This is a genomic window from Caulobacter sp. Root343 (assembly GCF_001425745.1).
In the GTDB taxonomy this organism is placed as follows: domain Bacteria; phylum Pseudomonadota; class Alphaproteobacteria; order Caulobacterales; family Caulobacteraceae; genus Caulobacter.
Genome location: NZ_LMDF01000006.1, coordinates 354505 through 377421 on the forward strand (window position 1 = coordinate 354505; position 22917 = coordinate 377421).

The window sequence follows — 22917 nt, forward strand, 5'->3', positions numbered from 1 at the left end:
ATAGCCGATCCAGTTGGTCCACGCCCGTCCGGGGGTAGCGGAGGCCCGAGCAGACAACGCTCACGCCCGCCGTCCTCACGGCAGAGAACAGCCTGGCGGAGCGGTAAGCGAGCCGAAATATACAAACCCTCACGGTCTCCGGGTTCGCCCGGCCGCTCCGTCGCCTCCCCACCAAACTTCAGCGGCGAGCCGCGTGAGGCGGCGAAGCCGTGACCCCGAGAGCGTGCGACGCGATGAACCCTCTCCGCTCGCCAATCAGCCTAGATCGCCGATCGCCTCGCCAGCTCGGTCCGTCGCGCGGCCACCTCGTTGCGAGCCCGTTCCAGGGCGTCGATCTCGGTGGCGGTCAGCAGGTTGTCGATGACCCGGCCCAGATGTTCGCGCATGGCGTTGCGGGCGTTGGTGGGATCGCGTTCGCGGAGGGCCATCAGCACTTCCTGGTGATCGTCGATCAGCGGGCGGACCCCGACCTGGCGGGCCCGTTCCAGCATGGCCCGGCACAGGGGCGACTTGTAGCGCAAGTCCCAGAGGTTCTCGACGACCGTGACCAGGGCGCTGTTGCGGCTGGCGCGGGCGATGGTGACGTGGAAGCGGCGGTCGGCCCGCTCGCCCTTCACGTTGTTGTCGTTCTCGGTGACCATGTCGTCCATGATCGCGGCCAGTTCGGCCAGTTCCTCGTCGGTGATGGTGGCGGCCGCCAGGGCGGCGACCTCGCCCTCGATCAGGCGGCGGGCCTCGGTCAGCTCGAAGGCGCCGATGTCCAGGTCGGGAGCCGGAGCCTCCGGGCGCGGCGCTTCGGTGACGTAGACGCCGGAGCCGTGACGCGCCTCGACCAGGCCGCGGATTTCCAGAGCGATCATCGCTTCGCGCACGGTGGGGCGGCTGACCTTGTAGTCCTCGGCGAGGTCGCGCTCGGAGGGCAGTCTTTGGCCGGGCTTATGCACGCCGTCGCGAATCGCATCGGCGATCGAGTTGGCAACCTGCTGGTAGAGCTTGCGGGTTTCCGTCGTGGAAGTGGTCATCTGCTTACTATCCATCCGACCGCGCCGGCCTTGTCGCAGCCTATTGTATGGGCCCGGGTGACGCTACACCGCACGCTTTCACGCAAAGTGGCAAGACCACTAGCTTCTTGCCAGATATGTCTATAAAAGTGGTCAGGCCACTTTCCGCTCAGGTAGTTCATTAGGTCCATGCTGAAGATCATCGACGCCAAGGTCATCGTCACCTGCCCCGGCCGCAATTTCGTGACCCTCAAGATCACGACCGAGGACGGGGTCACCGGCGTCGGCGACGCCACGCTGAACGGCCGCGAACTGGCGGTGGTCAGTTATCTGAAAGATCATATGATTCCCTGCCTGATCGGGCGCGACGCGCACCAGATCGAGGACACCTGGCAGTTCTTCTATCGCGGCTCGTACTGGCGCGGCGGTCCCGTCGGCATGAGCGCCCTGGCCGCCGTCGACATGGCGCTGTGGGACATCAAGGCCAAGGTCGCCGGCCTGCCGCTGTACCAGCTGCTGGGCGGCGCCAGCCGGGTCGGGGTCACGGTCTATGGTCACGCCAACGGCGAGACGATCGAGGACACCATCGCCGAGGCCGTGAAGTACAAGGCGCTGGGCTACAAGGCCATCCGCCTGCAGACCGGCGTGCCGGGCCTGGCCAGCACCTACGGCGTCTCGGGCGACAAGATGTTCTACGAGCCGGCCGACGGCAATCTGCCGACCGAGAACGTCTGGTCCACCTCCGCCTATCTGAACCACGCGCCCAAGCTGTTCGCCAAGGCGCGCGAGGTGCTCGGCTGGGACGTGCACCTGCTGCACGACGTCCACCATCGCCTGACGCCGATCGAGGCGGCGCGCCTGGGCAAGGACCTGGAGCCCTATCGCCTGTTCTGGATGGAGGACTCGGTCCCGGCCGAGAACCAGGCCGGCTTCCGCCTGATCCGCCAGCACACCACCACCCCGCTGGCCGTCGGCGAGATCTTCTCCAACATCTGGGACTGCAAGACCCTGATCGAGGAGCAGCTGATCGACTATCTGCGCGCCACCGTGCTGCACGCGGGCGGGATCACCAACCTGAAGAAGATCGCCGCCTTCGCCGACCTGCACCACGTCAAGACCGGCTGCCACGGCGCCACCGACCTGTCGCCGGTGACCATGGCCGCGGCCCTGCACCTGGGCATGGCGATCCCGAACTTCGGCCTGCAGGAATATATGCGCCACACGCCGGAAACCGACGCGGTGTTCCCGCACGCCTACACGTTCGCCGACGGCATGCTGCACCCCGGCGACCAGCCGGGCCTGGGCGTCGACATCGATGAAACTCTGGCCGAAAAATACACCTATAAACGCGCCTACCTACCAGTGAATCGTCTGCAAGACGGCACCATGTTCAATTGGTAAAGCCAAATTGGCTTGACATCTGACGGGCGGCGGCAAGATTGGTCATGCCAACTTGCCGCCGATCTTCGTCGCGCGGCTTCTCCGTTGCGAGTAAGCGATGCGCCTCCAGACCTCTCTCCTCCTCACGACGGCGGCCCTGATGGTCGCGGCCACGCCCGCCCTGGCGGCCTCGACGTCCCGGGTTTCCGGCGCCGACCAGGGGCCGCGCGGCCCCATCTACGCCGGCGCCGTGGCGCCGATGAACCGCACGATCGAGACCCGCCTGCTGCCGCAGATGGCGGTGCTGCTGGACAAGCTGCTGGCCGAGAAGCGCGACATGACCCTGGACGGGGTCAAGGTGTTCGAGGCCGACGACAAGTTCCTGCCGGGCAAGATCGCCATCGGCCTGGCCTACCTCGTGGTCGACACGCCGCGCACCGATCCGAAGTTCGCCAAGTACCTGGCCGCCTACCGCCAGATCGCCGACCTGACCGTCGACGACCCCAACGACACCTGGGGCATCTACTACTACTGCCAGGCCCTGTGGATGCTGAAGGAGGCCGGGCTGCTGGACCAGGCGGTCTCGCCGGAGACCCAGGCCAAGCTGAAGGCCAAGCTGGACTGGCGCCGTTTCGTGCGCACCGACGACCTGACCCTGATCAACCTGCCCAACAACTATTATGGCGTCGCCTTCAGCGTGGCGCGTCTGCGCTATCGGCTAGGCTGGGAGGACGCCTCGGCCAGCGAGGCGCTGCTGGGCCGCACCCTGGAGCACTATCGCAAGTATTCGGGCGAGTACGGCTTCGCCGACGAGACCGACGGGGAGGGGCGCTTCGACCGCTACAGCGTGCTGCTGATCGGCGAGATCAGCCATCGCCTGATCGAGGCCGGCATGCCCGCCACGCCGGAGGTCCGCGCCTGGCTGCGCCGCTCGGTCGACCTGATGCTGCCGCGCCTGAACCTGCGCGGAGAAGGCTTCGAGTATGGCCGCAGCATCGGGACCTATGGCGAGACGGCCTTCCTGGAGGTGCTGACCGCCGCGGCCAAGCTGGACGTGCTGACGCCCAAGGAAAAGACCATGGCCTACGCGTTCAGCTCGCGGGTCGCGGCCCGCTACATGGATTTCTGGTTCGATCCCAAGATGGGCTCGGTGAACATGTGGGAGCACGGCCGCCGCACCGACAACTATCGCGGCAAGCATCGGATCCTGGGCGAGAACCTCAGCCTGGGCCGGCAGTACATCTACACCAGCGCCATCTGGGACGAGCTGGGCTTCAAGGACAAGGCGCCCGATCCCGGCTACGCGGCCTGGCTGAACACCCTGCCCAAACGCTCGGTGACCTGGTTCGCGCGCGGCAAGAACGATCGGCTGGTGATCACGTTGCGCGACTCCACCGGCGGGAAGGGCGGCCGCGTCATCGGCCTGCCGATCATCAACGGCGGCGAAACCCAGCACATGCACACGCCCTACTATCCGATCCCGTTCTCGCCGGGGATGCTGCAGGGCGTGGCCGACGCGGAGTTCCCGCAGCTGCTGCCGCGCATCACCCTGGCCGACGGCGCCCAGCTGGCGCCGCTGGCCTATGCGGCCCACGTGAAGATCGACGAGCGGGGCGCGCGCACGATCGTGACCTACGACCAGGACCAGCTGGACCGCCTGGGTCAGCGGGCGCCGGTCGCCGACGACCGCTTCAGCGTCAAGACGACCTATGTGCTGGAGCCCGGCCGGATCCACCGCACCGACGTCTTCACGCCCAAGGGCGCGGTTCCGGTGAAGGCCGTCGACCTGGCCTTCGCCAGCTTCTCGGGCAAGGCCGTGACCAAGGGCGGCGCGACGACCTTCGGGACGGGCGACGTGACCGGCTTCACGGTCGAGGGGCTGAGCTGCTCGACCCGGCCGCTGGCCGACGACAAGGCCTACCGCGCGCCGACCGGGGCGATGACCGCCCTGACCAGCTGTACGGGCGGGGCCGTCGAGGGCCGGCCGATCACCGTGAGCTGGACGATCGCCTACAAATAGGCCCGCCACCGGCCTTAGCCGGCGTGCGACCGCATGGCCTTGCCGCGGCGGCCCGATTCCATGGCGCTTTCGCCCTCTCGCCAAAGCCGGCGGTCTGGCGTCGCGGGCCTATGGCTCGCGCGGGGCTTCCAGCGTTTCAGTGTCGGAAGAAAGCGTCATTTCAGCCAGAAAGTGTCATATGCTTTTAATACCGGTACCATTCCAAATGGAGTCGTCATGATAACCATGTATTTAAGGGAGTTGAATTAGCACTGTTGGGTGCAATGTCGGATTTACGACGAACAATTCTTTCGATTTACCGCTTTGGCGCTCGTAATCCCCGAAATGGGGTGATAGCATTTAGCCATCATCGGCACGGTCTTTCTCGAGCGCCGATGACTGAGAGACGAAGCCTCGGCTTTGCTCCCGCTCGAAAGGCTGGAGCTCGTATATGCCTACCTATCTTTTCTATCCGAGACGCGCGGACGGCGTGTCCCTGACCTTCATCGCGGAAGCCGCTCAGGACGACCGCGACGCGTTGGAATTGGCCGGTGAGATCGCAACGGCGCACGACTGTGTCGGCGTCTTCGTCTGGGAGCCCTCGGCGACCGAAGGCAAGGATCGTTTCGTCGGCGAGGTCGAGCGTCCGAACGCTAGGTCAGCGCACGAAAGCCAGGCTCAACAGGGAGCCGTAGCGACGTTTTAAGCGTTACCGGGCCTCCTGAAGGAGATCGCCCGTGGACAAGCTGTTCGCCAAGTTCGCCAACGTCACCGCCAGAGCCACGGGCAGCCCGCCGGCCTTTCTGATCTGCGTCGCGATGGTGCTGCTGTGGGCCGCCTCGGGACCGATCTTCAAGTTCTCCGAGACCTGGCAGTTGGTGATCAATACCGGCACCACGATCATCACCTTCCTGATGGTCTTCCTGATCCAGAACACCCAGAACCGTGACGGCGTCGCGCTGCAGACCAAGCTGGATGAACTGATCCGCGCCACCACCGACGCCGAGAACGAGTTCATCGGCATCGAAAAGCTGACCGACAAAGAGCTCGAAGCGATGCACGCCCACTGCAAGGAGCGCGCGGATCGCCACATGCGCAACTACCAGCGGCTGGCGGCCGAGAAGGACGCCCGGGCCGCCAAGCGCAAACCCGCCAAGTCGGGCGCCAAGAAAGAGCCGTCGGCCAGAGCCAAGGCGGCCAGCCGCGCCAAGGCGCTGAAGGCCGGTTCCTAGACCAAGCAGGCCGATGACATCAGACCTTGGTAGGATGGACGTCAGATATCATCGAGGATAGCGGTAACACCGAGTCGATCCAGCGCGTCATGACGAGCGCGCGGCGCGACGGGGAGAACCGCCTTGCCCAAACTGCGCGCCCTGCGCTGGTGGATCATCGGCCTGGTCATGCTGGGCGCGATCGTCAACTACCTGACCCGCTCGACCATGGGCATCGCCGCCCCGACGATCCTGAAGGATCTCGGCATCACGGTGCGGGAGTATTCCTGGATCACCAGCGCCTTCCAGATCGGCATCATGCTGCAGCCGGTCTGCGGCTATGTGCTGGACACCCTGGGCCTGCGCACCGGCTTCGCGGTGTTCGCGGCCGCGTGGTCGGTGATCGCCATGGCCCACGGCCTGGCCAGCAACTGGCAGGGCTTCGCCGTTCTGCGGGGCTTCCTGGGCCTGGCCGAGGGCTCGGCCCAGCCGGCCGGCATGAAGGCCGTGGCCACCTGGTTCCCGGCCAAGGAGCGCGGCTTCGCCGGCGGGATCTTCAACATCGGGGCCTCGTTCGGCTCGGTCCTGGCGCCGCCGCTGGTGGTGTGGGCCGCGCTGACCTGGAATTGGCGGGCGGCCTTCGTGCTGACCGGGATCCTCGGCCTGGCTTGGGTGGCGCTGTGGCTGGCCCTCTACCGCTCGCCGGACCAGCATCCGGCGATGACCGACGACGAGCGCGCGCGCATCGCCGCGGGCCAGGAGGCGCACCTGACCGACGCCGGAGCCCGGCCGTCGATCGTTTCGATCCTCAAGCAAGGCCAGTTCTGGGGCATCGCGCTGCCGCGCTTCCTGGCGGATCCGACCTGGGGGACGCTGTCGTTCTGGGTGCCGCTGTACCTGTCGCAGACCCGTGGCTTCGACCTGAAGCACATCGCCATGTTCGCCTGGCTGCCGTTCGTGGCCGCGGACCTGGGCTGCCTGTTCGGGCCGAGCGTCGCGCACTTCCTGCAGGCGCGCGGCGTGTCGTTGATCAACGCCCGGCGCTGGGCCTTCACCTTGGGCGCGGCGATGATGACGGGCATGATCTTCGTGGGCCGGGTCGAGAGCCCCTACGCCGCCATCGCCTTGCTGTGCCTGGGCGGCTTCGCCCACCAGACCCTGTCGGTCACCGTCATCACCATGGCCTCGGACCTGTTCCGCCGCGACGAGGTCGCCACCGTGGCGGGCTTGGCGGGCATGATGGGCAATCTGGGCGTGCTGATCTTCTCGCTGCTGATCGGCGGCCTGGTGACGACGATCGGCTATGATCCGTTCTTCGTCGCCCTGGGCGTGCTCGACATCGCCGGCGCCATTCTTCTCTGGACCCTGGTCAAGGACCGGGTCGTAACCCGGGCCGAGCCGGTCAGCCAGATCCCCAATCCGTGAGCGTTCCCTTGATCCGCAATCCGATCCTGCGTGGCTTCAATCCCGATCCGTCGATCGTGCGGGTGGGGCAGGACTATTACATCGCCGTCTCGACCTTCGAGTGGTTTCCGGGCGTCCAGATCCACCACTCGCGCGACCTGAAGAACTGGCGCCTGCTGAGCCGGCCGCTGCGCCGCGCCAGCCAGCTGAACATGCTGGGCGATCCCGACGGCTGCGGGGTGTGGGCCCCATGCCTGACCCACGCCGACGGCAAGTTCTGGCTGATCTTCACCGACGTGAAGCGCTATGGCCGCACCACGGTCGGCGGCGCGTCGGGGGCCTCCCTGCGCGACTTCCACAACTATCTGGTCACGGCCGAGACGATCGACGGCGAGTGGTCGGACCCCGTCCATCTGAACAGCTCCGGCTTCGACCCGTCGCTGTTCCACGACGACGACGGCAGGAAGTGGCTGGTCAACCAGCTGTGGGACCACCGGCCGGGCAAGAACCGCTTCGCCGGCATCGTGCTGCAGGAATATTCGGTGGCCGAGGCGCGGCTGGTCGGCGAGCGCAAGGTGATCTTCGAAGGCACGCCGATCGGCCTGACCGAGGCGCCGCACCTCTACAAGCGCGACGGCTGGTACTATCTGATCACCGCCGAGGGCGGCACCGGCTGGGGTCATACGGCGACCATGGCCCGCTCGCGGACGATCGACGGTCCCTATGAGCTGCACCCCGACACCTATCTGCTGACCTCTCGCGACCGGCCCGACGCGCCGCTGCAGCGGGCCGGTCACGCCGATCTGGTCGAGACCGCCGACGGCGAGACCTATGCGGTCTATCTGGTCGGCCGACCCATTCCCAATCGCGGCCGCTGCACCCTGGGGCGCGAGACGGCGATCCAGAAGCTGGCCTGGGGTGACGACGGCTGGCCGCGCACCCTGGACGGTTCCGGCGACCCGACCCTGGAGACGCCCGCGCCCGACCTGCCCGAGCAGCCTTGGCCCGACAGCCCGGTGCGCGCGGACTTCGACGATCCCGAGCTGCCGATCGACTTCCAATGGCTGCGGACGCCGTTCCCGGAGCAGATCTTCAGCCTGACCGCCAAGCCAGGATCGCTACGCCTCTATGGCCGCGAGAGCCTGGGCAGCGTGTTCAACCAGGCCCTGGTCGCCCGCCGCCAGCAAGCCCACTGCTATTCGGCCGCCACGGTGCTGGATTTCGAGCCGGCCCACTTCCAGCAAGCAGCAGGGCTGATCTGCTACTACAACGGCTCCAAGCTGCACTATCTGCACGTCACCCACGACGAAGAGGTCGGCAAGCACCTGCGGGTCATGACCTGCACGCCGGACAGCCCGCAGGCCGACAGCTTCACCGCCCCGGTCCCGCTCGCCGCCGGCCCGGTCGAGCTGCGGGTCGAGGTCGACTTCGAGCGCTTGCGCTTCGGCTTCCGGCAAGGGCAGGGGGCCTGGGCCTGGCTGCCGGAGGTGTTCGACGCCAGCATCCTGTCCGACGAGGCCACCGCACCGGGCGCGCCCAACTTCACCGGCGCCTTCGTCGGCATGGCCTGCCAGGACGCCTCGGGACACGGCGCCCCGGCCGACTTCGACTGGTTCGAGTACGAGGAGCGGGAATACCGGCGTCAGAAATTGTGAATTGAGTGAACGGCGTTCACCCTTAGTGTTCCCTCCAGGCGCCGCCTCAGACGGCCCAGGGAGAACGCCATGAACGCCCCTGTCACCATTTCCCAAGACCAGGCCGTCGACTATGCCGGCCTGACCGTCACGCCCGCCGGCACGGTGCTGGGGGCCGAGATCTCGGGGCTCGACCTGCGGGAAGAGCTCAAGCCCGAGATCGTCGCGGCGATCCGCGCGGCCTTGTTGCGCCACAAGGTGGTGTTCTTCCGCGACCAGGACATCAGCCACGAGGACCACGTCCGCTTCGGCCGCTATTTCGGCGACTTGGAGGGGCACCCCGTGACCGCCCACGTGCCGGGCTTTCCCGAGATCTTGCACATCGAGGCGGCCGACGGCATGAAGCTGCGCGAGGAGATCGTGCCGCTCGTCCGCGCCGCCAACAAGTGGCACACCGACGTCACCTTCCGCGAGGCGCCGTCGATGGGCGGGGTGCTGCGGGCTCGCCATCTGCCGCCGATGGGCGGCGACACCCTGTTCGCCGACACCGCCGCCATCTATCGCGACCTGCCGCAAGCGCTGAAGGACCGGATCGCCAATCTGACGGCCGAGCACGACATCATCCAGAGCTATGGCTACCGGGTCGACGAGGCCAAGCGCCAGGAGCTGCGGGCGGCCTATCCGGTCATGGTCCATCCGGTGGTGCGGATCCATCCGGAGACCGGCGAGAAGCACCTGTTCGTCAACAAGGTCTTCACCACCCGGATCCTGGGCTTGCCCGAGGACGAGGCCAAGACGCTGCTGCATGACCTGTTGGACCGGGTGAAGACGCCCGAATACCAGGTCCGCTTCCGCTGGACGCCGAACGCCATCGTCTTCTGGGACAATCGCGCGACCCAGCACTACGCCACCCTGGACTATTGGCCCCAGGAGCGGATCGTCGAGCGCGTGACGATCAAGGGCGAAAAGCCGTTCTGAAGCGTCGGATGGCGCAATAAAAAAGCCGGCTGGCCCCGCCCCCCGAAAGGACCGCACCAACCGGCTGTACAAAAAAAGGCGTCGGCGCGGTGGGGTGCGCCGAGTTCCCTATAATTCCAATAAGTCGGGGCCAATGACAACGATTCATATCCCCGACCTGTGCGACAAACACGCGCACAAGTCGTATGGCTAAGCTTTAGGCACCTTGCTCGGCCATGGGGGGATCATCCCGTCCGGGTTGGTTTCAGCACGCCGAACGCGACGAAGACCAGGCCTCCCGTGAGGGTCAGGCAGGCGGCCAGGAACAGCATCGGCGCCAGGTTGCTGCCGGTGGCGTCGCGGATCATCGGCACGACGTTCTGGGCGATGAAACCACCCAGATTGCCGACGGCGTTGATCGCCGCGATGCCGGCCGCGGCGCGGGCTCCCGAGAGGAAGGTCGGCGGCAGGCTCCAGAAGCCCGGCTGGCCGGCGAAGATGGCGGGGGCGGCGACGCACAGCAGGGCGAACTTGGCCCAGGTCCCGGGCACGACGACGCTGAGGACCAGGGCCACGGCCGCGATCAGCGGCGGACCCGCCACGTGCCAGACGGTGAAGCCGCGACGAGCCGCGTGCCGCGGCACGAACCACAAGGCGGCGCCGACCAGCACCCAGGGAATGATGTTGATCAGGCCGTTCAGGGTGTTCGACACGCCGAACGCCTTGACGATGGTCGGCAGCCAGTAGCTCAGGCCATACGCGCCCAGGGGCATGCCGATATAGAGGCCCGCCAGCATCAGCACGCGCGGGTCCAGGATCGCCTTCCAGGCGCCGGCGTGGTTGATCTCCGCGCCGCCGTGCTCGGCGGCCAGGGTTTCGGCGAGCCAAGCCTTCTGGTCGGGCTCCAGCCATGGCGCCTTGTCGGGCCCGTTCGGCAGTTTCCACAGGACGTAGGGCGTCATCAGCACGGCCGGCAGGCCTGTGGCCAGGAACACCCATTGCCAGCCCGCCAGGCCTCCAACGCCGTGCAAGTCCAGCAGGGCTCCGCCGACCATCGCGCCGACGGCGTTGGCCAGGGCCGAGGCGACCATGAACAGGCCGACCATCCGCGCCCGATGACCTTGCGGGAACCACAGGGTCAGGACGTACAGCACGCCGGGAAAGAACCCCGCCTCGGTCACGCCCAGCAGGAAGCGCAGGACGTAGAACATCGTGGCGTTCTGGGTGAAGCCCAGCGCCAGGGTGACCAGACCCCAGGTGAACATGATCCGCGCGAACCAGACCCGCGCCCCGACCTTGGCCAGGATCAGGTTCGACGGGGCTTCGAACAGGAAGTAGCCGATGAAGAACAGGCTGGCGCCCAGGCCGTAGGCGGCCTCGCTGAGGCCCAGGGCCTGGACCATGTCCAGCTTGGCGTACGAGACGTTCTGCCGGTCGATATAGGCGATCAGATACATCAGGCAGAACAGCGGCATCAGCCGCGTCGTCACCCGGCGGACGGTGGAGGCTTCGAGGCTCATGCGACGGTCACCGGGGTCAGGAGGGCGGCGGCGGGCGTGTCGCTCCAGCCGTCGACGGAAATGGCGAAGGCGGCGCGGGCGCGGATGTCATCCGACGAGGCGCCGACCATCAGCTCGATCTTGCCCTTCTGGATCCGCCAGCGCCCGGCTTCCCAGAAAGCGCACTGGCGGGCGGCGAGCTTGAAGGTCACGCGGCGGGTCTCGCCGGGCTTCAGCGCCAGGCGCCGGAAGCCGCGCAGCTCCTTCACGGGACGGGCCACGGCGGCGAGCGGGTCGCGCATGTAGAGCTGCACCACCTCGTCGGCGGCGACCTTGCCGGTGTTGGTGACGGCGACGGTGACCGACACGGTGTCATTCGGGCCGATCGTGGCCTTGTCCAGGGTCAGGTCCGAATAGGCGAAGCTGGCGTAGGAGAGGCCGTGGCCGAACGGATAGACCGGCCCGATGTCCAGGTCGTGGTAGCGGGCGGTGTCCTGGGCCAGGTCCGGGTTGGCCGGGCGGCCGGTCGGGTAATGGGCATAGGTTTCGGGCAGGCCGCCGGCGTCGCGCGGCAGGCCCATCGGCAGGCGGCCGGCGGGCGAGGCCTCGCCCAGCAGGATGTCGGCTAGTGCAGGGCCGCTCTCGACGCCCAGCAGCCAGGTCATCAGCGAGGCGGGGGCCTTGGCCAGCAGGTCGGGAATGGCCAGCGGCCGGCCGCCCATCACCACCAGCACCACGGGCTTGCCGGTGGCCAGCACGGCGTCGGCCAAGGCCTTCTGGCCGCCGGGCAGGGAAAGGTCCGCGCGGCTGCGGGACTCGGCGCTGTGGTCGAAGTCCTCGCCGACCACCAGCAGGGTCACGTCGGCCGCCTTGGCCGCTTCGACGGCGGCGGCGACGCCGGAGAGGTCATCGCTGCGCGGCGCCGCGCCGGGAACGTAGGTCACGCCGGACAGGCGGGTCTTCAGCGCCGCCAGCAGGGTGACCGCGTCGGTCTCCTCGCCGCGCGCCTTCCACGAGCCGATGGCGCTGCGGGCATCGTCGGCCAGAGCCCCGACCACGGCGACCTTGGCGGTCTTGGCCAGCGGCAGCAGAGCGCCATCGTTCTTCAGCAGCACGACCGCCTTGCGGGCGGCGTCGCGGGCGATGGCGCGATGCGGGGCGCTGACCATCACGGTCTTCTCGCGCGCCACGTCGCCGAAGCGGTAGGGATCGTCGAACAGGCCCAGGCGCGCCTTGGTCAGCAGGATGTGGCCGACGGCCTGGTCGATCAGCGGCAGCAGTGATGGATCCTCGGCCACGGCGCTCTTCAGGTGGGCGGCATAGACGCCGCCGGCCATGTCCATGTCGACGCCGGCCTTCAAGGCCAGGGCGGCGGCTTGGGCCGGCGTCTCGGCGACGCCGTGGGCGATCAGTTCGGCGATGGCGTTCCAGTCGCTGACCACGATGCCGTCGAAGCCCCACTTGTCGCGAAGCTGGCCGCGCACCAGGGCGGCGTTGGCGGTGGTCGGCACGCCGCCGATGTCGTTGAAGGCGGTCATGAACGAGCCCGCACCCGCCGTCTTGCCGGCGTGGAAGGCGGGCATGACCACCTCGTTCAGGGTCCGCTCGGAGAGGTCGGCGCTGTCGTAGTCGCGCCCGCCGGCCACCGCGCCGTAGGCGCCGAAGTGCTTGACGCAGGCCAGCACCGTGTCCCGCCCCGCGAGGTCTTTCGTCTGGAAGCCCTCGGTCTGGGCCACGGCCATGGCCGAGCCCAGATAGGGATCCTCGCCCGCGCCCTCGACCACCCGGCCCCAGCGCGGATCGCGGGCGACGTCGACCATCGGGGCGAAGGTCCAGTGCAAGCCGCTGACGCTGGTCTCGACCGCCGCCATGCGGGCGCAGGCGCGATAGGCCTCGGGATCGAAGGTCGCGGCCATGGCCAGCGGCACGGGATAGAGGGTGCGGAAGCCATGGATCACGTCGATGGCGAACAGCAGCGGGATCTTCAGCCGCGACTCCTCGACGGCGACCTTTTGAAGGTCGCGCAGGAACTGGGCCCCGGCCACGTGCAGGTACGAGCCGACGCCGCCTTGGCGGACCAGGTCGAGGGCGGCGGCGTCGATTTTGGAGTTCAGCGCCTTCTGCCGGCCGCCGGCCGGCTGGTGCATCTGGCCGATCTTCTCGTCCAGGGTCATGCGGGCCAGCAGGGTCTTGATCCGCTGAGCGTGGGCCGCCGTCGGCGGCGCGGCCCGTCCGGGGCGCGGCGTCAGCAGGGTGGTCGCCAGGGCGAAGCCGCCCGCCATCACGTTCCGCCGCGTCGTCATGCCATCCCCGTCGTGTGATCTCTTGGGCGAGCGCCAAGCGTTGGGATAACGCCCCCCCGATGGGAGCGCTATCCGAAAGCCGCGCCGGCTCCCCACGACTTTGGTCGTAGAAAGAGGCGAGAGAACGAGCGCCCTACTTCCCCGCTTCCTTCTCCTTGTAGAAGCCCTGCAGCACCCAGAACGCCGGCTTGCGGCGGCCGGTCGGCGAGACCAGGCCCTTGCGGTTCCAGCCCTGCTGATAGATCGGGTGCTGGCGGCGAGGACTGCGGAAGTCCTTGAGGATCCAGGGCGACATGCCGCGCAAGGTCGGGATCTTGCGGGCCATGGCCAGGGTCTTCTCGTAGTACGTCTTCTGAAAATCCTCGGAGAACTTGCGCATCAGCACAGGATCGCTGAAGCCGGCCAGGGCGTCGGCCCCGAACTCGGAGAGCACCATCGGCTTGTCGGTAACCTTCCAGGCGATGTCGGGCAGGGCGTCGAGGGCGTCGTCGCTGTACCAGCCGTTGTAGGTGTTGGCCGACAGCACATCCAGCTTGTCGGCCAGCGGATCGTTCAGGCCCATCAAGGGGCGGCCGTCCACCGTCTTGCGGTCGGTCAGCAGGGCGGCGGTGACCAGGCGGCTGTCGTCCAGCGCCCGGACGTCGTCGACCAGCTGATAGAGGAAGGTGTTGCGGGCGTCGGTGATCGGCGTCTCGTTGGCCACGCTCCACATGATGATCGAGGCGCGGTTGCGGTCGCGGCGGATGTTGTCGGCCAGCATGTCGCGCGCCAGCTTCATCGTGCGCGGATTGGCGAAGTCGACCAGCCAGTAGACCGGGATCTCGCTCCAGACCAGCAGGCCCATCTCGTCGGCGACGCGGGTGGTGACCTCGCTGTGCGGATAGTGGGCCAGGCGCACGAAGTTGCCGTGCAGGCCTTCCTTGACCTCGCTGAGCAGGGCGCGAGCCCCGGCCTCGGTGATGGTGCGGGCGGGGTTCTCGCCGAACTCCTCCTCGTGGATCGAGATGCCGCGCAGGAAGATCGGCTTGCCGTTCAGCAGGATCTCGCTGCCCTTGGTCTCGATGGTGCGGAAGCCGACGCGGTCGGTCAGGCGGTCCTCGCCGGCCTGGACGGCGATGTCATAGAGCTTCGGCTTTTCCGGCGACCAGCGGACCAGCCCCTTGGGCGCGGCGGCCGAGGCGTTCAGCACGCCTTGCGCATCGGTCTTGCCGGTGACGTCGAGTCCCAGCTCGCCGACACGGACGTGGACCTCCTGGTTGGCGGCTTGCGCGCCGTCCAGCTTCACGGTCGCGGCGATCTTGCCGTCCTTGCCGAGGCGCACCCAGGCCTCGTCGATGAAGGTGCCCGGGGTGATGACCAGGCGCATCGGCCGGGTGATCCCGCCATAGTTCTCCCAGTCGGTGACCGGCGGCGGCACGCCGTCGGTCTGGGGCGTGGAGTCGACGCCGAACGTGATCTGGTTGTTGCTGGCCCGAAGGACGTCGGTGACCTCCATCGAGAACGGCGTGAAGCCGCCCTCGTGCTCACCCACGGCCTTGCCGTTCAGATAGACCTTGGCGGTGTAGTTGACCGCCTCGAAGCGCAGGAAGGCGCGCTGGCCGGGCTTCAGGGCGGGGGCGTCGAAGCGGCGCTCGTACCACATCAGCCCGTTGTAGTAGCGCAGGCTCGGGTCATGGCCGATCCAGCCGCCGGGCAAGGTGGCCGTGGGGCTGCGGTCCATGTCGTATTCGTAGAGGGCGGTCGGCTTGGCCTTCGTCAGGGCGTCGACGTCGACGTCGTCATAGCGCCGATGGCCCGCGCCCGGCGCGCCGCGGTGGAAGCCGGCCAGGCCGTCGCGATAGGGATCGACGGAATAATGCCACGCGCCCGAAAGGTCCTGACCGTCGCGGGTGTCGGCCCGGGTCAGGGTTGGCGAGGAGGCCTGCGCCGCCGGCGCCAGCAGGGCCAAGGCGCCGATCGCGCCCAACAGCGCCTTCAATCCCGTTCCCATCGCGTCCTCCACCAGCTCTTCGGCCTTGTGCGCAGAGGTTGAAGCACGAGGACCAGCCAGGGCGCAACCAAATTGGTCATACCACTTGGCTGCGAGGCGCAAAGAAAAAGCGGCCCGATCGGTGTGACCGGGCCGCCCTAGGTGGGTTCTTGTCTAGAGCCTTAGAAGCTCTTGCGGACCGTCACGCCGTAGGTGCGCGGCGCGTTCGGATAGCCGCTGTAGCTGCCGTCCTGAGCCACGGTCGGGAAGGCCGAGATCAGGCTGTCGTCCTTGGTCAGGTTGCGGGCCCACAGCATCACCTCGATCTGGTGGGGCCGGTTGGTGACGCCGAGGCTGGCGTTGACCACGTTCTGATCGTAGCTCGACAGGTTCGGCGCCACGGTCTCGGTCAGCTGGGTCTTGCTGACATAGTCGTATTCCACCCGGGCGAAGCCCTGGTAGTCGCCGCCGAAGTCGTGGTTGATCGTCGCCGAGGTCGAGAACGACCACTTCGGGATCCCCGCCGGGGTGTCGCCGGTCAGGTCGCGGAAGTTCGGACGCAGGCCGGTGGCCGGGTTCACCGGGCAACGGGTGGTGTCGTAGTTCACGCAGGCCGCGCCGGTGAAGCTGTCGTACTTCGGATCCAGATAGGTCACCGCGGCGGCCAGGTTCAGCCAGCCGACCGGACGCCAGGCGCTGTCGACCTCGAAGCCCTTCACCGACTCCTCGCCGGCGTTGACCAGGCTGTAGCCGATGCCGGTGAAGGCGTTCGACTGGAAGCCCTTGATCGACTGCTTGAACACCGCGACGTTGGCGTAGCCGCCCGGGAAGCTGGCCTTCAGGCCCGCTTCATAGACGTTGACGTCTTCCGGATTGGCGGTGCGGCCAACCCCCGCCGCGTTCGGCGGACGGCTGTCGGACGACAGGTTGAACGCCCCGGCCTTCCAGCCCGTGGAGTAGCTGACATAGGCGTTGATCGCGCCAAAGTCGTAGGCGGCGCGCACGGCGTAGGTGACCTTGTTGGCCTTCAACTGGCCGGACTCGGTGGCGTTGGGGAAGTTGACCGGGCCGTGGGTCGGGGCGTTGCCGTAGAAGAACTGCAGGCCGCCCAGCGCCTGATAGAGGTTGCCGGGCAGACCCAGGGCCGGGAACTGCGGCACCGCCGCCAGGTTCAGCGACGAGAACGGGTCGGTCAGGACGACGTTCGAGCGGGCCTTCTTGTCGTCGTTCAGATAGGCCAAGCCGCCGCTCAGGGTCAGCTTGTCGGTGACCTTGTAGTCGGCTTGGCCGAACAGCGAGTACGACGTCTGCTTCATGCTGTAATAGTCGTCGATGCCCTGGCCGGCCTGGAAGTAGGTCGAGCCGGGCTTGACCAGCGTCGGCGTGGCCAGGCTCTGGAGGAACTCCAGGGCGTACACGTTCGACTTGCCGGTCAGGGCCGGGCGCAACGCCGCGGGCAAGGCCCCCAGCAGCGCGGCCGGCACCGGGCCCGACAGGGTCTCGGCGAAGGCGCGGATGTCCGTGCCGTACTTGATGGTCCGGCCGGTATCGAGCTTTTCATGCTGGTAGAAGCCGCCGATCAGCCAGTTCAGCGGGCCATCGCCGCTGGACGCCAGGCGCAGTTCCTGGGTGAAGGTCTTGATGTTGTTGGCGGTCGAGTTGTTGGCGATGTCGGCGCCGGTGAAGTCCACGTCCTGGAACGAGGCGTTCTTCTGGTTCCGGTAGGCGGTGATCGAGGTCAGCTTGGCGAAGCCCAGGTCGTGGTCGACCTGGCCCGAGACGCCCTTGCCTGACAGGTCGTTGGACGGGTCGGTGTTGAAGATCACGTTGCGTTCGAAGATCTTGGTCGGGTCGCCGATCGGCTTCTTCAGCACCCCGCCGATCGCCAGGGTGGCCGGGCCGTTGAAGATCGAGGCGACCGCGCAGCAGGTCTCGGAGATCTTGTTGTAGTCGGCGATGATCCGCACCGAGGTCTTGTCGGTCGGCTCCCACAGCACGTCGCCGCGCACCGACCAGCGGTCGCGATCGTTGACGTCGTTGCCGGTGGTCAGGTTGGTGAAGAAGCCGTCGCGCTTGTTCAGGCTGCCCGAGAGGCGGACGGCCAGGGTGTCGCTGAGCGGGCCGGTGAAGGTGCCCTTGATCTGGCGCGTATTGTAGTTGCCGACGGTAGCTTCGATCTTGCCGCCAGCCTCGAACTGGGGCCGCTTGGTGACGATGCTGATCGCGCCGGCCGACACGTTCTTGCCGAACAGGGTCGATTGCGGGCCGCGCAGCACTTCGATGCGCTCGACTTCGGGAAGGTCGTCCAGGGCCGCGGCCGAGCGGCTGCGATAGACGCCGTCGATGAACACGCCGACGGAGCTTTCGATGCCGTCGTTGCCGTTGCCGTTGCCGAAGCCGCGGATCACGAAGTTGGTCTGGCCGGTGGCGTTGAACTGCGAAACCTTCAGCGACGGCACGACCGACTGCAGGTCGATCAGGTCGCGGACCTGAGCGCGCTCGATCGTCTGCTGGCCGGTGACGGCCACCGAGATCGGCACGTCCTGCAGGGTCTGTTCCCGCTTGGTGGCGGTGACGACGATCTCTTCGATAGCGGTGTTGTCAGCCGGCGCGGGGTTTACCTGGGCGAGGGCGGGCGAGGCGAGGGCGAGCGCCAGCGCGGACACCCCCAGAAGATGGACGTTTCTCATAAATATCTCCCTGTTTTCTTTTATTATCGGCCGCGTTTCTTCCCATCCCGCCTCGAGCAATCGCGGGTTTCTTTTGGGGAAGAGCGGTCGTGTTGACGTAGGGTAAGGGCGATCCTGACCGGCCGGCCGGGCCGCGCGAGGCGGTCGGAAGGGCCGAGCCGTGGATGAGGACGCTTTGCGTCATGTTTTCGCCCCAGCGCGTCCGGTCTTGCATCCCGAACGCGGCTAGGGTGATTTTAATATGACCTTGATATTCTAGCGCAAGTTAGAATTTTCCAGATTGAACCAGACGGCGTTCGGGACCAGCCTGGAATATCGGTGTTTGCTCGACGGCAGAATCGAGCGCGCCGACGGAGGAGAGAGCGGTTGTCGAAGGGGGATTCCCTGATCCTGGTCGAAGAGACCAGGCCCATGGCGCAGAGCCAGAAGTCGGTGAAGAAGCGCGAGGCGATCCTGCGCGCGGCCATCGAGATCATCAACGCCAAGGGTTTCGCGGCCGCGACCATGACCGACATCGCCGCGGCTATCCATCTGCGCGACGCGGCGCTCTACTACTATTTCCCCAACAAGCAGGCCTTGGCTTTCGCGGGCCATCAGCGCTCGCTGGAGCGGTTCGAGGCCATCCTGGCGGTGGTCGAGGCGGGCGGAGGCCAGGGCCTCTGCAAGCTCCGGCGGTTCCTGAGCGCCCTGCTGGACGACGCGGTGACCAACGGACCGCAGCTCTATTTCGGCGACAGCTCCTATCTCGACGAGACCCAGCGCCAGGCGATCGAGGAATGGACCGCGCGCCTCAGCAAGCGCCTCGAGCGGTTCCTGGAGGAGGGCATGGCCGACGGCACGATCACGGCCTGCGAGCCGTCCCTGGTGGTGCAGCTGCTGGTCGGCATGCTGATCTGGCTGACCAAATGGACCCCGACCACGCCCGGCCTGACCAATGAACGGCTGCTGGAAGCGATCGAGACCACGGCCCTGCAGGGGCTGGCGAAGGCATAGCGATCTGTCATCCCGGCCGCGGCGAAGCGGAGGGGCGCGACCGCGACAGGCTCAGCGCTTCCGGCGGTCCCGGTTCGGCGCGCTACGCGCCTGGCCGGATGACAGGTTTTTAAAGCCCCAACTCCGCCCGGACCTTCCTGGTCAGCTTGGCGGCGATCAGGCCGTGGGCGCTCTTCAGCCAGTCGGCGACCTCGGCGTCGTCCTGACCGGAGAGGTCGTCGAAGCGCACCCACTTGGCGCGGGCCAGATAGGGCGCGGGAATGGCCCGGCCGCTCTCGGTCAGGACCTCAAACGCGACGTCCGAGGCCTTGAACGAGACCCCGCCCTTGGGAACGGCGTTCCCCCGGACGGCGAACATCTTGCCCCCGACCTTGAACACGTGGTCGTCGCCCCACTGGATGGAGAGGGTCGCGCCGGGCAGGGCCAGGCACGCCTTGTCGAAGGCCTCGGGCGTCATCAGGCTTCGATACCCCCCTCGACACCTAGGCCGATCGGGCAGACGACGCCGGTGCCGCCAATGCCGCAATAGCCGTTCGGGTTCTTGGCCAGGTACTGCTGGTGATAGTCCTCGGCGAAGTAGAACGGGCCGGCGGCGGCGATCTCGGTGGTGATCTCGCCCAGGCCCTTGGCCGAAAGAGCCTGCTGATAGGCCTCCTTCGACTCCACGGCCGCGGCGGCCTGGGCGTCGTTGGTGACATAGATCCCCGAGCGGTACTGGGTGCCGATGTCGCCGCCCTGGCGCATGCCCTGGGTCGGGTCGTGGTTCTCCCAGAAGGTCTTCAGCAGGGCCTCGTAGGTGACGACCTTCGGGTCGAACACCACCAGCACCACTTCGGTGTGGCCGGTGCGGCCGCTGCAGACCTCCTCGTAGGTCGGGTTTGGCGTGATCCCGGCCGCGTAGCCGGCGGCGGTCACATAGACGCCCGGGACCTGCCAGAAAATCCGCTCGACGCCCCAGAAACAGCCCATGGCGAACACCGCCGTCTCCAGGCCGTCCGGATAAGGGCCCTTCAGCGGGTGGCCATTGATGAAATGGGTGGTGGCGGTCGGGATCGCCTGCGTTCGGCCGGGCAGGGCCGTGTCGGCGGTGGGCATCTCGATGGACTTCTTGAACGACAGCATGGCGGGCCTTTCGGACGCGGGAAACCTTCGGCCACGGATATAAGCGCTCGCGCCGGGAGTTTCATCCGGGAACGCGCTTGCTACCGGCCGGTCCCTGAGTATATTGCGCGCCTTCCCGCGCCGGGGGTCTCAACCACCCCCGACTCGACTGCGCTGGTGAGGTGGCCGAGTGGTTGAAGGCGCACGCCTGGAACGCGTGTATAGGGGAAACTCTATCGAGGGTTCGAATCCCTCTCTCACCGCCACTACCCCAATCCAGACCTGTCCATAGACGTTCATCGGCAGCGACAGGCTGCTGATTTATCACGGAAAAATCGCATTTCTGTACCTCGACGCGTCCAGCCGCGTTCGGTAACGATTATGAACATGTGCGGGGGTCAAAGCGGGGGGATGCTCCGCGTGGGTCAAAGTGTGGGTTAGCCATGGCTCGTGTCTATGAGCGACTTACGGCGATGACGGTCCGGCAACTGCGAGGCGCGGGCCGATATCCGGACGGCGGCGGCCTGTACCTCCACATCATCCCGAGCGGTGGGAGGCCCTGGATTTTCCGCTATCGCGTGGCGGGCCGTGAACGCCAGATGGGTCTTGGCCCGCTGGAATTTGTCTCGCTGGCGCAGGCCCGCGAGAAGGCCCGGGCTGCGCGCCTGCAGCGATACAATGGCGAGGATCCGCTCGGCGGCCGCATCGGGCGGCGGCCAACGCCTGTCTCCCCTGCGCCGGTAGGCGTCACCTTCAAGGAGGCGATGGAGGCTTACATCGATACGAACAAGGCGGCCTGGCGCAATGAGAAGCATATTGCGCAGTGGTCGAGCACGCTGGAGACCTACGCCGTCCCTCATTTTGGCGCAAAAGCGCTCGCCGATATCGAGACGGCCGATGTGCTCAACGCCCTAAAGCCCATTTGGCTGACGAAGTCAGAGACCGCCAGTCGTCTGCGCGGGCGGATCGAAGCCGTCCTGAACTGGGGCGCCGTCCACGGCTACCGCCAGGGCGAGAACCCCGCGCGGTGGAAGGGGCATATCGAGATGATCTTGCCCGCCAAGTCGCCGGGTGGCGAAGGTCAAGCATCACGCCGCACTGGACTATAAGGAGCTCCCACAGTTCATGGCGACCCTGCGTTCGCAGGGCGGGGTGGGGGTGCAGGCGCTTCGCTTCACGATCCTGACCGCGGCGCGCACCGGCGAAGTGATCGGCGCCGATTGGGGTGAGATCGACTTCGAAAACAAGACTTGGACCATACCTGCATCCCGGATGAAGGCCGGCCGAGAACACCGCGTGCCGCTCAGCCGGCCAGCCATGGAAATCCTCGAGCGGCAACGAGACGCCTGGTTCGAGATCGAGGCGCGGCGGCACAGGAAGACGTTAAAGGCTGGCGAGGTCGGACCCTTGGGCCCGGTGTTCTGGGGGCAACTGGCGGGAAAGGGGCTGAGCAACATGGCCCTGCTCGCCGTTCTGCGCCGCATGGGCCGTGGCGATCTGACCAGCCATGGTTTTCGTAGTTCCTTCCGCGACTGGGCCGCGGAGGAAACGGACTTCCCGAGCGAGGTTGTGGAGATGGCGCTGGCGCACGCCATCGCAAACAAGGTGGAAGCGGCCTATCGGCGAGGCGATCTTTTCGAAAAGCGCCGAGCGCTGATGGATTGTTGGGCTACGGCGAGCGAGCAGGAAGGCCTCGGGCGCTCGGACGGCTAAATATCGGATGGATTTCCGATCAACGACAGTCTGGACGCGTCGCGCGAGAGCCATGGTCAGCGGCACATTGATCTCGATGAGGTCATTCAGGGCCGGCAACTGGGGCGTGTGCCTTTCGTCTCAATGGTCAAGTTGAAGTCAAACAATCGCGCCGGCGCGCTAGAAAAGCGGCGGTCTCGCCGACAAACTGCGCAAGACATCGGGCTCCAGGCAGAAAGTACGGTTAACGTCCTGGTTGCCCAGTTGTGCGCGCGGCACGTTTTCGGTAAAGCCTTCGTAAATTTCGGGCGTAAGACTCGAAGGCATAGACTGGTGGGGACCCTGTGCTGGTCATTTCTAATCCGTCGGCGGATCAGCCGGGCGGTGCGCTGAGCGTGCTGCCGGTCGCGCAAGATCCACTGAAGCGAGCTTTGGATATCGTGGTCGCTGGGGGCGCGTTGCTCTTCTTCGCGCCGCTGCTGGCGCTCGTCGCCATCCTGATCAAGCTGGAATCGCGTGGCCCGGTGCTGTTCCGCCAGGCCCGCGGCGGCCTGAACGGCCAAGCCTTCACGATCTTCAAGTTCCGTTCGATGCGCGTTCAGGAGAACGGCGACAAGGTCGTTCAGGCCAAGCGCGACGACGATCGCATCACCACCCTTGGCCGGATCCTGCGCAAGACCAGCATCGACGAGCTGCCGCAGCTGCTGAATGTGCTGAAGGGCGACATGTCGATCGTCGGCCCGCGGCCGCATGCGCTGGCGCATGACGATCAGTACGGCCCCCTGATCGCCAACTATCACCTTCGCTTCCGGGCCCGTCCGGGTTTAACCGGTCTGGCGCAGATCAAGGGTCTGCGCGGCGGCACGAGCGCTGTGGAAGCAATGGCGGCTCGGGTGGATGCCGACAATGACTATATCGACGATTGGTCGATCTGGAGCGATGTTCGGATCCTAGCGCTAACGTTGCCGCACCTGTTGCTGGCGGAAAACGCGTACTGAAGACGGCCCCCGCGAGAGGCTGTCGGAAGCGATAAGCACTCAAAAATGGTTTGGCGCACCTGCACCCGCCGATCCAACAATCACCT

The 22917-nt window shown here is 66.8% G+C and carries 18 protein-coding genes and 1 tRNA gene; 12 read left to right on the forward strand and 7 right to left on the reverse strand.

What is annotated here, in order from left to right; genetic code table 11:
* Nucleotides 1-260 precede the first annotated feature (260 nt).
* Nucleotides 261-1022 carry a FadR/GntR family transcriptional regulator gene (locus ASC70_RS09345; RefSeq protein WP_056049263.1) on the reverse strand — a complete coding sequence of 254 codons (762 nt, stop codon included), beginning with the start codon at nucleotides 1020-1022 and terminating at the stop codon, nucleotides 261-263.
* A gap of 168 nt (nucleotides 1023-1190) precedes the next feature.
* On the opposite strand from ASC70_RS09345, the gene manD reads away from it, so the two are divergent.
* From manD to ASC70_RS09380, 7 genes are all read left to right on the forward strand, one after another.
* Entirely contained in the window at nucleotides 1191-2402 is a 1212-nt protein-coding gene (gene manD / locus ASC70_RS09350; protein ID WP_056049266.1) for a D-mannonate dehydratase ManD, read from the forward strand.
* Nucleotides 2403-2499: 97 nt separating this feature from the next.
* A complete protein-coding gene (locus ASC70_RS09355; protein ID WP_056049273.1) occupies nucleotides 2500-4401 on the forward strand; it encodes a hypothetical protein in 1902 nt (633 codons plus the stop codon).
* Between the two features lie 469 nt (nucleotides 4402-4870).
* Complete coding sequence (locus ASC70_RS09360; protein WP_200939209.1) at nucleotides 4871-5086, forward strand: hypothetical protein; 216 nt, start codon at nucleotides 4871-4873, stop codon at nucleotides 5084-5086.
* A gap of 31 nt (nucleotides 5087-5117) precedes the next feature.
* Complete coding sequence (locus ASC70_RS09365) at nucleotides 5118-5612, forward strand: low affinity iron permease family protein (protein ID WP_056049275.1); 495 nt, start codon at nucleotides 5118-5120, stop codon at nucleotides 5610-5612.
* Nucleotides 5613-5780: 168 nt separating this feature from the next.
* Nucleotides 5781-7016: an MFS transporter gene (locus ASC70_RS09370; protein ID WP_156396194.1), complete on the forward strand. Its 1236-nt coding sequence runs from the start codon at nucleotides 5781-5783 to the stop codon at nucleotides 7014-7016.
* Nucleotides 7013-8650, forward strand: coding sequence for a glycoside hydrolase family 43 protein (locus ASC70_RS09375; protein ID WP_056049282.1), 1638 nt, complete (start codon nucleotides 7013-7015; stop codon nucleotides 8648-8650). The genes ASC70_RS09370 and ASC70_RS09375 overlap by 4 nt, the downstream gene beginning before the upstream one ends.
* A 69-nt stretch (nucleotides 8651-8719) precedes the next feature.
* Complete coding sequence (locus tag ASC70_RS09380; protein ID WP_056049285.1) at nucleotides 8720-9607, forward strand: TauD/TfdA family dioxygenase; 888 nt, start codon at nucleotides 8720-8722, stop codon at nucleotides 9605-9607.
* A 224-nt stretch (nucleotides 9608-9831) separates the two neighbouring features.
* Here ASC70_RS09380 and ASC70_RS09385 read toward each other — a convergent pair whose 3' ends face one another.
* From ASC70_RS09385 to ASC70_RS09400, 4 genes are all read right to left on the reverse strand, one after another.
* A complete protein-coding gene (locus tag ASC70_RS09385; protein WP_056049288.1) occupies nucleotides 9832-11106 on the reverse strand; it encodes an MFS transporter in 1275 nt (424 codons plus the stop codon).
* On the reverse strand, nucleotides 11103-13388 hold the full coding sequence (locus ASC70_RS09390) for a glycoside hydrolase family 3 N-terminal domain-containing protein (protein ID WP_056049290.1): 2286 nt from the start codon (nucleotides 13386-13388) through the stop codon (nucleotides 11103-11105). The genes ASC70_RS09385 and ASC70_RS09390 overlap by 4 nt, the downstream gene beginning before the upstream one ends.
* Nucleotides 13389-13521: 133 nt before the next feature.
* Nucleotides 13522-15378 carry a glycoside hydrolase family 2 protein gene (locus ASC70_RS09395; protein WP_082539627.1) on the reverse strand — a complete coding sequence of 619 codons (1857 nt, stop codon included), beginning with the start codon at nucleotides 15376-15378 and terminating at the stop codon, nucleotides 13522-13524.
* A 161-nt stretch (nucleotides 15379-15539) separates the two neighbouring features.
* Nucleotides 15540-18047: a TonB-dependent receptor gene (locus ASC70_RS09400; protein ID WP_047410651.1), complete on the reverse strand. Its 2508-nt coding sequence runs from the start codon at nucleotides 18045-18047 to the stop codon at nucleotides 15540-15542.
* A gap of 366 nt (nucleotides 18048-18413) precedes the next feature.
* Here ASC70_RS09400 and ASC70_RS09405 point away from each other — a divergent pair, with 366 nt between their 5' ends.
* Nucleotides 18414-19040: a TetR/AcrR family transcriptional regulator gene (locus tag ASC70_RS09405; RefSeq protein ID WP_056049299.1), complete on the forward strand. Its 627-nt coding sequence runs from the start codon at nucleotides 18414-18416 to the stop codon at nucleotides 19038-19040.
* Nucleotides 19041-19149: 109 nt separating this feature from the next.
* Here ASC70_RS09405 and ASC70_RS09410 read toward each other — a convergent pair whose 3' ends face one another.
* Complete coding sequence (locus ASC70_RS09410) at nucleotides 19150-19497, reverse strand: MmcQ/YjbR family DNA-binding protein (RefSeq protein ID WP_056049301.1); 348 nt, start codon at nucleotides 19495-19497, stop codon at nucleotides 19150-19152.
* Nucleotides 19497-20162, reverse strand: coding sequence for a peptide-methionine (S)-S-oxide reductase MsrA (msrA, locus tag ASC70_RS09415; RefSeq protein WP_056049305.1), 666 nt, complete (start codon nucleotides 20160-20162; stop codon nucleotides 19497-19499). The genes ASC70_RS09410 and msrA overlap by 1 nt, the downstream gene beginning before the upstream one ends.
* Nucleotides 20163-20317: 155 nt before the next feature.
* Here msrA and ASC70_RS09420 point away from each other — a divergent pair.
* The 4 genes from ASC70_RS09420 to ASC70_RS09430 all read left to right on the forward strand — a co-directional run bounded on the left by ASC70_RS09420 (nucleotide 20318) and on the right by ASC70_RS09430 (nucleotide 22831).
* Nucleotides 20318-20407, forward strand: a tRNA-Ser gene (locus ASC70_RS09420).
* A 177-nt stretch (nucleotides 20408-20584) separates the two neighbouring features.
* Nucleotides 20585-21250, forward strand: a complete 666-nt coding sequence (locus ASC70_RS25570; RefSeq protein WP_235519319.1) for an Arm DNA-binding domain-containing protein — start codon at nucleotides 20585-20587, stop codon at nucleotides 21248-21250.
* Between the two features lie 16 nt (nucleotides 21251-21266).
* On the forward strand, nucleotides 21267-21854 hold the full coding sequence (locus ASC70_RS25575; protein ID WP_235519320.1) for a site-specific integrase: 588 nt from the start codon (nucleotides 21267-21269) through the stop codon (nucleotides 21852-21854).
* 323 nt (nucleotides 21855-22177) lie between these two features.
* Nucleotides 22178-22831: an exopolysaccharide biosynthesis polyprenyl glycosylphosphotransferase gene (locus tag ASC70_RS09430; RefSeq protein ID WP_056049308.1), complete on the forward strand. Its 654-nt coding sequence runs from the start codon at nucleotides 22178-22180 to the stop codon at nucleotides 22829-22831.
* Nucleotides 22832-22917 lie beyond the last annotated feature (86 nt).

Coding starts and splice junctions, on each gene's coding strand:
- manD (WP_056049266.1), top strand. CDS start 1,191: ATGCTGAAGATCATCGACGCCAAGGTCATCGTCACCTGCCCCGGCCGC.
- ASC70_RS09385 (WP_056049288.1), bottom strand. CDS start 11,106: ATGAGCCTCGAAGCCTCCACCGTCCGCCGGGTGACGACGCGGCTGATG.
- ASC70_RS09395 (WP_082539627.1), bottom strand. CDS start 15,378: ATGGGAACGGGATTGAAGGCGCTGTTGGGCGCGATCGGCGCCTTGGCC.
- ASC70_RS25570 (WP_235519319.1), top strand. CDS start 20,585: ATGGCTCGTGTCTATGAGCGACTTACGGCGATGACGGTCCGGCAACTG.
- ASC70_RS09355 (WP_056049273.1), top strand. CDS start 2,500: ATGCGCCTCCAGACCTCTCTCCTCCTCACGACGGCGGCCCTGATGGTC.
- ASC70_RS09380 (WP_056049285.1), top strand. CDS start 8,720: ATGAACGCCCCTGTCACCATTTCCCAAGACCAGGCCGTCGACTATGCC.
- ASC70_RS09400 (WP_047410651.1), bottom strand. CDS start 18,047: ATGAGAAACGTCCATCTTCTGGGGGTGTCCGCGCTGGCGCTCGCCCTC.
- ASC70_RS09390 (WP_056049290.1), bottom strand. CDS start 13,388: ATGACGACGCGGCGGAACGTGATGGCGGGCGGCTTCGCCCTGGCGACC.
- ASC70_RS09345 (WP_056049263.1), bottom strand. CDS start 1,022: ATGACCACTTCCACGACGGAAACCCGCAAGCTCTACCAGCAGGTTGCC.
- msrA (WP_056049305.1), bottom strand. CDS start 20,162: ATGCTGTCGTTCAAGAAGTCCATCGAGATGCCCACCGCCGACACGGCC.
- ASC70_RS09370 (WP_156396194.1), top strand. CDS start 5,781: ATGCTGGGCGCGATCGTCAACTACCTGACCCGCTCGACCATGGGCATC.
- ASC70_RS09410 (WP_056049301.1), bottom strand. CDS start 19,497: ATGACGCCCGAGGCCTTCGACAAGGCGTGCCTGGCCCTGCCCGGCGCG.
- ASC70_RS25575 (WP_235519320.1), top strand. CDS start 21,267: ATGGCGACCCTGCGTTCGCAGGGCGGGGTGGGGGTGCAGGCGCTTCGC.